Origin of the sequence: Streptomyces sp. NPDC092369 (assembly GCF_044755245.1) — a bacterium.
Classification (GTDB): domain Bacteria; phylum Actinomycetota; class Actinomycetes; order Streptomycetales; family Streptomycetaceae; genus Streptomyces.
The window spans coordinates 476,684-488,484 of sequence record NZ_JBIVQP010000004.1; the positions used below are offsets into that span (position 1 = coordinate 476,684).

The 11,801-nt window shown below is 71.9% G+C and carries 12 protein-coding genes and 1 pseudogene; 8 read left to right on the forward strand and 5 right to left on the reverse strand.

What is annotated here, in order from left to right; genetic code table 11:
- Positions 1-91: 91 nt before the first annotated feature.
- Positions 92-2,284: an MMPL family transporter gene (locus ACIQI8_RS25965; RefSeq protein ID WP_402355012.1), complete on the forward strand. Its 2,193-nt coding sequence runs from the start codon at positions 92-94 to the stop codon at positions 2,282-2,284.
- Between the two features lie 62 nt (positions 2,285-2,346).
- On the opposite strand, the gene ACIQI8_RS25970 is transcribed toward ACIQI8_RS25965, so the two are convergent.
- From ACIQI8_RS25970 to ACIQI8_RS25980, 3 genes are all read right to left on the reverse strand, one after another.
- Positions 2,347-3,123, reverse strand: coding sequence for an NPP1 family protein (locus ACIQI8_RS25970; protein ID WP_402355014.1), 777 nt, complete (start codon positions 3,121-3,123; stop codon positions 2,347-2,349).
- 166 nt (positions 3,124-3,289) lie between these two features.
- Positions 3,290-4,270 (reverse strand): non-homologous end-joining DNA ligase, encoded by a 981-nt coding sequence (gene ligD / locus ACIQI8_RS25975; RefSeq protein ID WP_402355016.1) that lies wholly within the window; start codon positions 4,268-4,270, stop codon positions 3,290-3,292.
- A gap of 174 nt (positions 4,271-4,444) precedes the next feature.
- The gene (locus tag ACIQI8_RS25980; protein ID WP_402355018.1) at positions 4,445-5,926 is read right to left on the reverse strand and encodes an MFS transporter; all 1,482 of its coding nucleotides are present in this window, start codon (positions 5,924-5,926) and stop codon (positions 4,445-4,447) included.
- Between the two features lie 155 nt (positions 5,927-6,081).
- Here ACIQI8_RS25980 and ACIQI8_RS25985 point away from each other — a divergent pair, with 155 nt between their 5' ends.
- Both ACIQI8_RS25985 and ACIQI8_RS25990 read left to right on the forward strand, forming a co-directional pair.
- On the forward strand, positions 6,082-6,510 hold the full coding sequence (locus ACIQI8_RS25985; RefSeq protein WP_402355020.1) for a hypothetical protein: 429 nt from the start codon (positions 6,082-6,084) through the stop codon (positions 6,508-6,510).
- 7 nt (positions 6,511-6,517) lie between these two features.
- Entirely contained in the window at positions 6,518-7,168 is a 651-nt protein-coding gene (locus tag ACIQI8_RS25990) for a TetR/AcrR family transcriptional regulator (protein ID WP_402355022.1), read from the forward strand.
- 67 nt (positions 7,169-7,235) lie between these two features.
- On the opposite strand, the gene ACIQI8_RS25995 is transcribed toward ACIQI8_RS25990, so the two are convergent.
- Positions 7,236-7,577, reverse strand: a complete 342-nt coding sequence (locus ACIQI8_RS25995; protein WP_402355024.1) for a hypothetical protein — start codon at positions 7,575-7,577, stop codon at positions 7,236-7,238.
- Here ACIQI8_RS25995 and ACIQI8_RS26000 point away from each other — a divergent pair.
- Positions 7,549-8,135, forward strand: a pseudogene (locus tag ACIQI8_RS26000) (FAD-dependent oxidoreductase); the annotation flags it as partial. The gene ACIQI8_RS25995 and the pseudogene ACIQI8_RS26000 overlap by 29 nt on opposite strands.
- 159 nt (positions 8,136-8,294) lie before the next feature.
- Positions 8,295-8,816 (forward strand): MarR family winged helix-turn-helix transcriptional regulator, encoded by a 522-nt coding sequence (locus tag ACIQI8_RS26005; RefSeq protein WP_402355026.1) that lies wholly within the window; start codon positions 8,295-8,297, stop codon positions 8,814-8,816.
- 3 nt (positions 8,817-8,819) lie between these two features.
- On the opposite strand, the gene ACIQI8_RS26010 is transcribed toward ACIQI8_RS26005, so the two are convergent.
- Positions 8,820-10,004 carry an MFS transporter gene (locus tag ACIQI8_RS26010; RefSeq protein ID WP_402355027.1) on the reverse strand — a complete coding sequence of 395 codons (1,185 nt, stop codon included), beginning with the start codon at positions 10,002-10,004 and terminating at the stop codon, positions 8,820-8,822.
- Positions 10,005-10,058: 54 nt separating this feature from the next.
- Here ACIQI8_RS26010 and ACIQI8_RS26015 point away from each other — a divergent pair, with 54 nt between their 5' ends.
- The 3 genes from ACIQI8_RS26015 (at position 10,059) to ACIQI8_RS26025 (ending at position 11,764) form a co-directional block, all read left to right on the forward strand.
- Entirely contained in the window at positions 10,059-10,853 is a 795-nt protein-coding gene (locus tag ACIQI8_RS26015; RefSeq protein ID WP_402355029.1) for an AraC family transcriptional regulator, read from the forward strand.
- Between the two features lie 66 nt (positions 10,854-10,919).
- On the forward strand, positions 10,920-11,300 hold the full coding sequence (locus tag ACIQI8_RS26020) for a DoxX family protein (protein WP_402355031.1): 381 nt from the start codon (positions 10,920-10,922) through the stop codon (positions 11,298-11,300).
- On the forward strand, positions 11,297-11,764 hold the full coding sequence (locus ACIQI8_RS26025; protein WP_402355033.1) for a peroxiredoxin: 468 nt from the start codon (positions 11,297-11,299) through the stop codon (positions 11,762-11,764). Before ACIQI8_RS26020 ends, ACIQI8_RS26025 begins: the two co-directional genes overlap by 4 nt.
- Positions 11,765-11,801: the final 37 nt, after the last annotated feature.

Consider the following 11,801-nt stretch of genomic DNA (forward strand, 5'->3'; position numbering starts at 1 on the left):
GGAGGAGTGCCCTGAGGGCCGGTCGGGGTCGCCGATGCCAGGGACCGCTCCCCGGGCTGCGGTGATCTTCCTTCCCCGGAGGACCCCCCGCATGTTCCGAAGTATTGGCACCGCTGTCGTGCGTCATCCCGTCTGGACGATCGTGGCGTGGCTGATAGCGGCGGTGGCCATTGTCGCCACCGCCCCCAGCCTGCCCTCGAACAGCGACGAGAGCAGTTTCCTGCCCAAGAGTTACGAGTCCATCAAAGCGGCGGATCTCCAGGAGAAGGCGTTCCCCAGCGCCTTCACCCCGTCCGCGATCGCGCTGTTCCAGCGCACCGACGGCGCCGAGCTGACCGCCGACGACAAGAAGGATGTCGCCCGCATCACCACGGAGTTGGGCGAGAAGAAGATCGACCAGGTGCAGAAGGTGGTCCCCGGCCAGCCGTCCGATGACGGCAGGTACACCATGACCCTGGTCCAGATGGACAGCAGGAACGCCGGCCAGCCCAAACAGGCCGACGCGGCCAAGGTGTTGCGCGACGACGTCAAGCAGCTGACCAAGGGCACGGACCTCGACGTCAAGCTCGGCGGTTCCGCGGCGCAGGCCCTGGACCAGCAGGACTCGTCCAAGCGCGGTGAAGCGCTGATCGGCATCGGCACGTTCGTCATCATCCTGGTGACCCTGCTGATCATCTTCCGTGCGCCGATCCTCGCCTTCCTGCCCCTGATCACCATCGGGTTGGTGGCCGCGATCGCCAACGGGCTGATCGCCTACGCCACCAAGCTCTTCGACCTTCAGGCCAACAGTTCGATCTCGTCGATCCTGATCGTCGTGCTGTTCGGCGTGGGCACGGACTACTTCCTGTTCCTGATGTTCCGTTACCGAGAACGGCTGCGGGCAGGTGACCAGCCCAAGGAGGCCATGGTCAACGCGGTCGCCCGGGTCGGCGAGGCCATCGCCTCGGCCGCGGGCGCGGTCATCATCGCCTTCCTCGCGCTGATCCTGTCGACGCTTGGCTTCCTCAAGCAGATGGGCCCGGCGTTGGCCATCGCGGTCACCGTCACCCTGATCGCGGGCCTGACCCTGATCCCGGCCGTGGTGTCGCTGATCGGGCCGAAGATCTTCTGGCCCTCCAAGACCTGGCAACGGGAGCCGCAGAACGCCCGGTTCGCCGCGCTCGGGCGCGGTGTGCAGCGCCGCCCGGCCCTGACCGCCGCGGTCTCCGGACTCATCCTCCTCGCGCTGTCGCTCGGCACGCTCGGCTACAAGGCCACCTTCGACCTGGCCTCGGGTTCCATGCCCAAGACCAAGGAGTCGATGGTCGTCCAGGACGAGATGCAGAAGGCGTACTCGGCGGGCGCAGCCGCTCCGACCGACGTGTATCTGTCCAGCATCGACGGCAAGGCGCTAGACCGGAGCACGTTCGACGCGTACGCCCAGAAGCTCGGGGCCGTCGACGGGGTGGCGAGCGCCAAGATGAGCCAGGTCAACAAGGGCGGCACGACGGCGGACTTCACCGTCACGCTCAAGTACGAGGCGTCGACGGACAAGGCGATCGACGCCGTCGGCCGGGTACGGGACGTCGCGCACGCCGACGCCCCCGACGGTACGAAAGCCCTGGTCGGCGGTATGTCCTCGATCTACAAGGACATCGACACGGCGGTCAATCACGACTACCGGACGGTCTTCCCCGTCGCCGCCCTCCTGATCATGCTGATCCTGGGGCTGTTGCTGCGCAGTGTGGTCGCGCCGTTCTACCTGATCGCTTCGGTGGGCCTCGGCTTCGGCGCCACGCTGGGTGCCACGGTCTGGATCTTCCAGGACGCCCAGGGACACTCGGGGCTGATGTTCATGCTCCCGGTGATCATGTATCTCTTCGTGGTCGCCATCGGCACCGACTACAACATCCTGATGATCGCCCGGCTCCGGGAGGAGGCCCGGGAGGGCCGGGATCCGCGCGAGGCGGCCAGCATGGCGCTGCGGCACGCCGGGCCGACCGTGGCCGCGGCGGGCTTCATCCTCGCGGCGACCTTCGCCACGATGATGCTGGCCGGCAACGCGCTGCTCACGGAGATGGGTTTCGCGGTGTCCTTCGGCATCGCGGTCGCCGCCTTCGTGATGGCGATGTTCTTCACCCCGAGCCTCACCGCGCTGATCGGCCACGCGGCGTGGTGGCCCGGCCATGCGGACCGTCCGGTGGACACGGCGGGCGGCTCGGGCGGCGGGTCGTCCGGCAGCGGGCCGGCCTCCGGCGCCGACCGGGACACCGTCGCCCCGGATCCGGCGGGGCGTCCCGGCTGACGCCTCGATGACGCACGACGGCCCGCCCGAGAAGCCTCGGGCGGGCCGTCGCGGTGAGCGGGTCAGGCGTTGGGGTCGAACGCGATGCCGGAGGGCTTCGCGGACGAGAGGTGCGAGGCGAAACTGGCGTCCTTCAGGCCGAAGTTGGCGCTCCCGAAGTCGTACGAGGTGAGCTTGTCGCGCAGACCTGCCGGGTAGCCGTTCCAGCCGACGAGCGGCGGGTACTGCCAGGTGCCCTTGTGGTTCTCCGGCGGCTCGTCGTTGGAGTTGGCCAGCCGGAAGCAGTGGGTGCTGATGCCGTCCTTGTGGTAGACGATCTTCGCGTGGCTGCCGTCGAAGCGGACCGTGGAGGCGGCGTGCACGGTGAACGAGCCGTGGTTGGACGTCGAGACGTACTGGATCGCGCCGTTCTGCACCCAGACCACGACGTGCTCCCAGTCGTGCCGGTGCCCGCCGATGCTGGTGCCCGCGAGGGCCTGGTCCTTCTCGAAGTACAGGCCGTACAGGTACGCGCACCAGCCGTTGTTGCACTTGTAGCGCGAGTAGGTGTTGGTGTCGTCGAGGTCGGAGGCGTCCCGGCAGTTCCCGTTGAGGGCACCGGTCGGGTTGAGGCCCCCGTTGATCGAGCCGTCGGGGCCGATGGCGGCGGTGGAGTAGCAGCCGTCGGTGTCGTAGTCGAAGGCCGGCTGGTACGTGAACTCGGCGGCCTCGGCGTTCGCCGGCAGCGGCGGCGGGGGAGCGGCGAAGGCGACGGCGGGGAAGGCGATCACGAGCGCGGCGGCACCGGCGAATCCGGTGAGCCATCTCCTGCGGTGCGTCTTGAAGGTCGATGACGACACTGCGTCCTCCTGGGAGTGTGCGGGCGCAGCCCAACGGCTGTGGGGGGAAAGGGAGTTCAGGATCCCCGGTTTTCCCTGCCGCGCCAAGAGGTCGCAGGCGTCCCAGTGGTGAAGCGCAGCCCAATAGTTGGCGAGTGACGGTGAATGACCGATTGGTGACACGACCTCAGGTGAGGTCGTCCGGAAGGTCGGCAGCCGACTCCTCGGGCGCCAGGTCGGGCCGCAGCCGCAACCAGGACGGCTGACGCAGCAGCCCGGCCCGGGTACGGGTGCTGTAGCGGACCTCACCGACCAGCCGGGGCACGACCCAGCGCGCGCCCGGCACCTGCGGCACCGGGTCGAAGGGGCACACGTCGGTCCCGGCGGCACTCAACAGCGCGGCGAGCTGCGCGCGTTCGGCCTCGTTCCAGCCGGTGCCGACACCGCCGACGTACCGCAGCCGCCCCGCCGCCCGCTGGCCGACCAGGACCGCACCGGGCAGTCCCGTGAGCCGTCCCTTGCCCGGCAGCCAGCCGCCCACCACGACGTCCTCGGTGCGCATGTTGCGGATCTTGACCCAGGACCGGGAGCGGACACCGGGCTCGTACACCGAGTCCAGCCGCTTGCGGACGAGCCCCTCCAGACCGTGCTCGCGGGTGGCGCGCAGGGCCTGTTCGCCGTGCCCGACGAGTGCCGCGGGGGTGGACCAGTGCGGGCCGGCGAGGCCGAGGCCCGCCAGCCGCTCGCGGCGCTCCGCGTAGGGGACCCTGAGGAGGGAGCGGCCCGCGAGGTGCATCAGGTCGAACAGCACGAGATGCGCGGGCGCCTGGGCCGCCCGGCGCGCCGCCCGCCCCGGCGCGTGCGCGAGCCCCATGCGGGGCTGCAGCAACTGGAAGTCGGCGCGCCCCTGTTCGTCCAGCGCCAGCACCTCGCCGTCCAGGACGGCGGGCGTCGCGCCCAGCACCGTGCCCAGCGGCCGGAGTTCCGGATAGGCGGCGGTGATGTCCTCCCCGGACCGGGCCCGCAGCAGCACACTGCCGTCGCCTTCGAGGTAGGCCACCACCCGCTGGCCGTCCTGCTTGGTCTCGTAGGCCCAGCGGGCGTCCTGCGAGGCCGGCGGGAGGCTGCCGGGTGTGGCGAGCATGGGCGGGATCAGGGGGAGGGTCACGGCTCAGTTGTCGACGCGGGGGAGCGTCGGCACGCGCGCGGCGGGCGGGTTTCCCCTGAACGGCGCTCTGGTGGCGCAGGGCCGCCGCGAGCGGAGGCGAGCCTTCCGCGTGCCTGTGGAAGGCGGTCCGGCGGCCGCGGACCGCCACCGTCCGCGGCCGTCAGGAGGGATGGGTCAGCTCACCGACGATGTGCTGGCCGACGGCTCGGGGGCCGCGGGCTTCGCCGGGGCCGGGGCGACCGGGCGGCGGGGCGGGATGAACGAGGCCACGGCGAAGGCCAGCAGGGCCGCGCCCGCGCCGATGGCCATGACCGTCTTGAAGCCCTTCTCGGACGGTACGGCGATGCCGCCCAGACTGATCGTCATCTGGGACAGGACGACACCGGCGATGGCGCTCGCGGTCGACGTACCGATCGAGCGCATCAGGGTGTTGAGACTGTTGGCGGCGGCGGTCTCCGACGGGTCCACGGCACCCATGATCAGGGCGGGCATGGAGCCGTAGGTGAAGCCGATGCCCGCGCCGATGACACAGGACACCAGCACCAGGTGCCAGACCTCGGACATCAGCACGATGTTGAGGCCGTAGCCGGCGGCCACGATCAGCGCGCCGATCATCAGCGTCACCTTGGGGCCCTTGGCCTTGGAGACGGCCGCGGAGACCGGCGCGAAGGCCATCATGACCAGGCCGGACGGAGCCATCACCAGACCGGCGGTCAGCAGCGACCTGCCCAGGCCGTAACCGGTCTGCTCAGGCAACTGCAGGAGCTGCGGCAGCACCAGGGACATCGCGAACATCGAGAAGCCGATGGCTATCGAGGCCAGGTTGGTCACCAGCACCTGACGCTTGGCAGTGGTGCGCAGGTCCACCAGCGGCGCGGTGGTGCGCAGTTCGTAGAAGCCCCACGCGAGCAGCACGACCACGGAGCCGACGAAGAGGCCGAGCGTGGTGCCGCTGGTCCAGCCCCAGTCGGCGCCCTTGGAGATCGCCAGCAGCAGGGACACCAGGCCGGCCGCCATGCCGATACCGCCGACCACGTCGAAGCGGCCGCCCGAGCGCACCGCGGACTCCGGCACGAACAGCACGACCAGGACGAGGGCAACCGCGCCCATGCCGGCCGAGCTCCAGAAGAGCACGTGCCAGTCGAAGTGGTCCGCGATCAGCGCGGCCGTCGGCAGCCCGAGCGCGCCGCCCACCCCGAGCGAGGCGCTCATCAGCGCCGTCGCCCCGGCCAGCCGCTCGGTCGGCAGCTCGTCCCGCATGATGCTGATGCCCAGCGGAATCACGGCGGACGAAAGACCCTGGACGGCGCGTCCGATGATCATCGGCACCAGCGACTCGCTGAGCGCGCAGATGAGCGAGCCGACGATCAGTACGACGACGCTGACCAGCAGCATGCGGCGCTTGCCGAACATGTCGCCGAGCCGGCCCACCACCGGCGTCGCCACGGCGGCGGCCAGCAGCGTGGCGGTCACGGCCCAGGCGGTGTCCGAGGCGGGCGCGTCCAGCAGCTTGGGCAGTTCCGGGACGATCGGGATGACCAGGGTCTGCATCAGCGCGACGACGATCCCGGCGAAGGCCAGCACCGCCACCACGGCGTTCGGCCGGGGCGCGGCAGAACCCTCCGGGACCGCGGGTCTGGCGAGGGCGTCGGACATGGGGGTGCCTCCGAAGGGGTGGTGACGGGGGGCGCGAGGAGTGCGGGAGATCGTGTGGCGCCCGGGCGGAGCCAGAGTTTAAGTCAGGTGCTTGACTTACCCTAACGGCTCCGGTTGCCTGATCGTGCGGCGGCCGCCGGATCGAGGGAGAGCGCATGCACCGAGCCGAGGACCGGCAGGCCCTGCGGTATCCGATGCGCGGCAGCGCGGCACTGGAGCCGCTTGCCGAGTGGGCCGCGCCGCACGAGGGCTGCCCCGTCGCCCGCGTGACCCTGCCGGGCGGGGACCCCGCGGCCCTGCCGACCCGCTCCGAGGGCGTCCGCCGGACGCTCTCCGACGACCGCTTCGGCAGCATGCCGGCCGCGGCCCGCGTCGCCGACGACGAGACGGACGGGGTGTCGGCCTTCGGCGCCGGATCCCGCTCCGGTCTCGGGCAGTCGCTGGCCCGCACGGAGCCGCGCACCGCCGTCGACGTGCTGTTGCGTAGGCTTCCGTCGCTGGAACTCGCCGCGCCGGCGGCGGACCCGCGACGGCTCGAGGGACTGGCCGTCGGCGGGCTGAGCGAAGTCCCGGTGCGGTGGTGAGCTGAGCATGGCCGGCAGGACGGTACGGGCGGAGCAGGTCAGCGCGACCCGCGAGCTGATCCTCACCGCCGCCGAGCGGCTGTTCGCCGAGCGCGGCGTGAACGCGGTGTCCAACCGCCAGGTCAGCGAGGCCGCCGGACAGGGCAACAACACCGCCGTCGGCTACCACTTCGGCACCAAGGAGGACCTGGTCCGCGCCATCGTCCGCAAGCACGCGGCGCGGATCGAGGAGATCAGGTCCCGCCTGCTGGCCGGGATCGGCGACGACCCGGGTGTGCGGGACTGGGCGGACTGCCTGGTGCGCCCCATCCCCGAACACCTCGCCGACCTCGGCGGCACGACCTGGTACGCGAGGTTCTGCGCCCAGGTCATGACCGATCCGGCGCTCCATCAGATCCTGGTGGAGGAGTCCCTCTCCTCCCCGACCCTGCGCCAGATCATCGACGGCCTGAGCGCCTGTCTGCCCGAGCTGCCCCCCGAAGTGCGGGCCGAGCGTGCCGAGATGGCCCGCCACCTGATCATGCACATCCCCGCCGAACGCGAACGAGCTGTCGCGGAGCACGCCCCCACCCCCCGGGCCAACTGGCACGACGCGGCCACGGGCCTGGTCGACGCACTCGTCGGCATGTGGACGGCGCCGGTGGGGCCGGCGCGTTGATGGCGGACGGCTGTCGGCGGACGGGCAACGATGGGCGGTTGGCGGCCGAGGCCTGGTGCGGCACGCCTCAGTCCGCGGCCCCGACCGCCTTCAGGACCGCCTCCGCCATGCCCTGCTCGCCACGTTCGTTGGGACGCACCGGCGCGGCGGAGGCCTGCGGCATCAGCGGTTCGATCCGGCGGGCGTCCCGCGCCGCGCAGGCGTCGCGGCCCACGGGCGCGGTGTACGTGTCGACGTAGTGCGCGTCCGCCGCCTCGGCCCGCTCGCGGAGCATCGCGTTGAGCTCCCGCTCCTTCTCGTGCAGGTAGGTCACATCCCCTGGCGCGAGGCCCATCTGGCGGGCGCAGCCGGAGGCCCTGGCCGGCACGATCGCCGGATAGCCGGGCGAGGGCGCACACGTGCTGCGCACCCTGGACGACGCCCTGACCCTGCGGGACCAACTCCGCCCCGGAGTACGGCTGGTGATCGTCGGCGCAGGCTTCCTCGGGGCGGAGGCCGCCGCCGGGGCCCGGCCGATCGGCGCCCAGGTGACCCTCCTCGAACCGGCCGCGGTGCCGCTGGCGCACGCCGTCGGCACACGGGTCGGTGAACTGCTCGCCCGCGCCCACCTCGGCCGGGGCGTGGACCTGCAGTGCGGGGTGAGCGTGACCGAGGTGACCGCACCAACGCCGCCGAACAGGGCATGGCCGCTGCCCGCAACCTGCTCCGCCGGGACGCCCGCAAGGCCTTCGCCCCGGTGCCGTACTTCTGGTCCGACCAGGACGACATGAAGATCCGGGCCTACGGATATCCGCGCGGCCACGACGAAGTCGCCGTGGTGGAGGGCGACTTGGCCGAGCGCCGGTTCGTCGCCGCGTACCGCACGGGCGACCGGGTGGCGGGCGCGCTCTCGGTCGGTATGCCGCCCAAGGTGATCCGGCAGTGGCGGGAGGTGGTCGCGGCGGGGACGGCTTGGGAGGAGGCGGTGCGGGTGGCGGCGGCGTGGGCGAGGGCTGAGTCGAAGGGGAGCGGAGGGTGCCTGGTTCGCGGGTGCCTCGTCCGCCGGTCGTCCTCGTGCGGCAGTACTCAGGTTGAACGCCCGCAGGAGATTACTTGAGTTACGCAACAAGATGGTAAAGTGGGTCGCATGCCCACACCCCCGCTCCCCGAAGTCCCCGACACGCCCGCGTCGGAGGAAGTGGTCGAGATCGAGCGCGCGCTCACCCGCATCACGTACCTGAGCACCCGGTCCCGGCAGCACGAGCGCCTGATGGCCCTGGCCGGTGTCCCGCTGGACCGTGCCGCCGTGGCACTCCTGCGGCAGATCGCCGACTCGGAGCCGCTGCGGCCCGGGGAGCTGGCCAACCGGCTGGGGGTGGAGGCATCCCATGTCACCCGCACCGTGCAGCAGCTGCAGAAGTCCGGCTACGTCACCCGGGTCCCCGACCCGGTGGATCGCCGCGCCCAGCGCATCGAGCTCACCGAGAAGGGGCAGCAGGCCATAGACCGCGTCCGGGACGCCGGTTCGCGCGGTATGCAACTGGCCCTGGCCGAGTGGTCGCCCGAGGAGTTGCGCCAGCTGGCCACGCTCTTCCACCGCATGGTCGACGACTTCCTCGCCCACGCGGTCGACGAGGACACGGCCCAGCCCGCCGTCGCCCGGGCCTGACCCTCACACCTGCGTCGCGGGCCGGCGCGGAGCGACCGGCGCCTGCGTCGGCGCAGCCGGCTCGCGCAGTCCGGACAGCAGCAGCCGGCCCAGCGCCGGCAGCGCGATCAGGGGGAGCAGCGCTGTCTGCAGCGACGTGGCGTCGGCGAGCGCCCCGATGCCCGGCGTGGCGAGGCCCCCGACGCTCACGGTGAGACCCAGCGTCACCCCGCTCGCGGTGCCCACGCGCCGGGGCAGATAGTCCTGGCCGAGCGTGACGTGGAGCGCGAAGGGGACGTACAGGCCCGCCGAGGCGAGCGCGACGAACAGGAAGACCGACGGGCCCGGCACCAGGACCACGCCGGCGACGGCGAGGACGGTCACCACGTACGACCGCCGCACCACCGCGACCCGCCCGTACCGGTCGGCGAGCCGGCCCCCGACGACGGTTCCCAGCGCACCGCCCCCGTACAGCACGAACAGCGCCGCCGTGCCGGCCGCCTCGCCACCGCCGGTCCGCTGACGCACGTAGAGCGAGATGAACGCGCTCAGTCCGACGAAGACGATCGAGCGGCAGACGATCGCTCCCGTCAGCCGCAGGAACGACGGCCAGTCGTCGGTGCCGGAGGACTTCGCCTTACGGGCGGTTCCGGCGCCGTCGCGCGACGAGCGCACCGCCGCCGCGCACAGGGCCGCGCCCACGAGCGCCGGGACGACCAACAGGGGAGAGGCGCGCAGGCCACCGGTGGCCACGACGGCCGCCACGAGCAGCGGCGCCGCCGCGAAGCCGACGTTGCCGCCCAGCGAGAACCAGCCCATCCCCGTGTTGCCGCTCCCGGAGGCCGCGCGGGCCGCCCGGGCCGCCTCCGGGTGATAGGCGGCGACACCGATCCCGGACACCGCGACCGCCGCCAGGGTGAGGGCGTAGGAGCCGCCGACCCCGCACAGGGCGACTCCGGCGCCGCCGGTCAGGGCACTGAGCGGGAGCAGCCACGGCATCGGCCAGCGGTCGGTGAGCGCGCCGAACAGCGGCTGGACCACCGACGACAGGAGGGACGCGGCCAGGACGATCCCCGAGGCGGCGGCATAGGTGTAGGCGCGCTCCGACACGAAGAACGGCACGAGCGCGGCGACGGCCCCCTGGTAGACGTCGACGCAGGCGTGACCGAGGGACAGGAGGGTGAGCGGGCGGTTTCGATTCGTGGACACCCTGCGATCGTCTCGACGTCGGCGGGTGGCCCGCTTCCGATAAACTGCCTGATTGTGTCGAAGACCCGCCAGGATCCGCATCGGGGCGTCCGTCAGGATCCGCCGCTCCCCGTCCGACACACGCCGAGGGCGCCCACCGACGCCCGCAGCCTGGCCGCCGGCGAGATCATCGACGCGCATCGGCACGACGAGCACCAGATCGTCTACGCCGGCTCGGGCGTCCTGGCTGTCACCACCGACGCCGGAACCTGGTTCGCCCCGGGTACCCGCGCCCTGTGGGTCCCGGCCGGCACCGTGCACGCGCACCGCGCCCACGGACACCTCGACCTGCACCTGGTCGGCCTGCCCGCCGACGACAACCCGCTCGGTCTCGATGCCCCGACCGTGCTCGCCGTCAACCCGCTGCTGCGCGAGCTGATCCTCGCCTACACGGGCGACCCCGACGCCGACACCCCGGAACGTCGTCGTCTGCTCGCCGTCCTGCGCGACCAGCTCCGCGCCTCACCGCAGCAGCCGATGCGCCTGCCCACGCCGAGCGATCCGCGGCTGGCCGTCGTGTGCGAGATCGTCCACGCGAACCCGGCCGACCCGCGCACCCTCGCCGCGCTCGGCGCCGCCACCGGGGCCGGCGAACGCACCCTCAGTCGGTTGTTCCGCCGTGAGTTCGGCATGACCTTTCCGCAGTGGCGCACCCAGTCCCGGCTCTACCACGCCCTGCGCATGCTGGCCGACGACACCCCCGTCACCACCGTCGCCCACCGCTGCGGCTGGTCCTCCACGAGCGCCTTCATCGACGTCTTCCACCGCTCCTTCGGCTACACCCCGGGCACCCACAACCGCCGCAGCTAGGCACCGCCGACACCCCTCGCCGTACCCTCCGGTAACATCGCGCGGCAGGACTCCAGAGGAGGAACCGTGCCCCGGTCCCCACGCTCGCCCCTGCTGCTCGCCGGCCTCATGGCCGCCGCGGGCGTCACCCACTTCGCCGCGCCACGCCCCTACGACATGATCGTCCCGAAGTCCTTGCCGGGTGCGCCCAGGACCTGGACCTACGCCAGCGGTGCGGTCGAACTCGCCCTCGCCGCAGGCCTGTTGGCGCCACGCACCCGCAAGGCCGCGGCGCGCGCCACCGCCGCGCTCTTCGTCGGCGTGTTTCCCGCGAACGTGAAGATGGCCGTGGACTGGCGCCGCCGCCCCGCCCCGCTCAAGGCGGCGGCGATCGGCCGGCTGCCGCTCCAAGTGCCTCTCGTACTATGGGCGCGCAGTGTGGCCAAGAACGCGGAGGGACAATCGTGAGCGACCGTCTGAACGTCGGTGACAAGATCGAGGACTTCGAACTGCCGGACGAGACGGGCACGCCACGGACCCTGTCCGACCTGCTCGCCGACGGACCGATCGTGCTCTTCTTCTACCCGGCCGCCCTGTCCGCGGGCTGCACCGCCGAAGCCTGTCACTTCCGCGATCTGGCAGCCGAGTTCGCGGCCGTCGGCGCCCGGCCCGTGGGGATCAGCGGGGACTCCGTCGAACGGCAGCAGGAGTTCGCCGGCAAGCACACCCTCGGCATGCCGTTGCTGTCCGACGTGGACGGCACGATCCGGGAGCTGTTCGGCGTGAAGCGCGGCTTCACCATGGCGCCGACCAAGCGGGCCACTTTCGTCATCGCCCAGGACCGTACCGTCCTGGAGATCGTGCGCAGCGAACTGCGGATGAACACCCACGCTGACCGGGCCCTCGCCGCCCTGCGCGAGCACCGGGCGTGACAGCGCCGAAACGGAGGGCCTCGCCGGTCCTCCGTTT

Bases quoted from the DNA above. Each gene is read 5' to 3' on its own strand.
- ACIQI8_RS25965 (WP_402355012.1), top strand. From the start codon at position 92: ATGTTCCGAAGTATTGGCACCGCTGTCGTGCGTCATCCCGTCTGGACG.
- ACIQI8_RS25980 (WP_402355018.1), bottom strand. From the start codon at position 5,926: ATGTCCGACGCCCTCGCCAGACCCGCGGTCCCGGAGGGTTCTGCCGCG.
- ACIQI8_RS25985 (WP_402355020.1), top strand. From the start codon at position 6,082: ATGCACCGAGCCGAGGACCGGCAGGCCCTGCGGTATCCGATGCGCGGC.
- ACIQI8_RS25990 (WP_402355022.1), top strand. From the start codon at position 6,518: ATGGCCGGCAGGACGGTACGGGCGGAGCAGGTCAGCGCGACCCGCGAG.
- ACIQI8_RS26005 (WP_402355026.1), top strand. From the start codon at position 8,295: ATGCCCACACCCCCGCTCCCCGAAGTCCCCGACACGCCCGCGTCGGAG.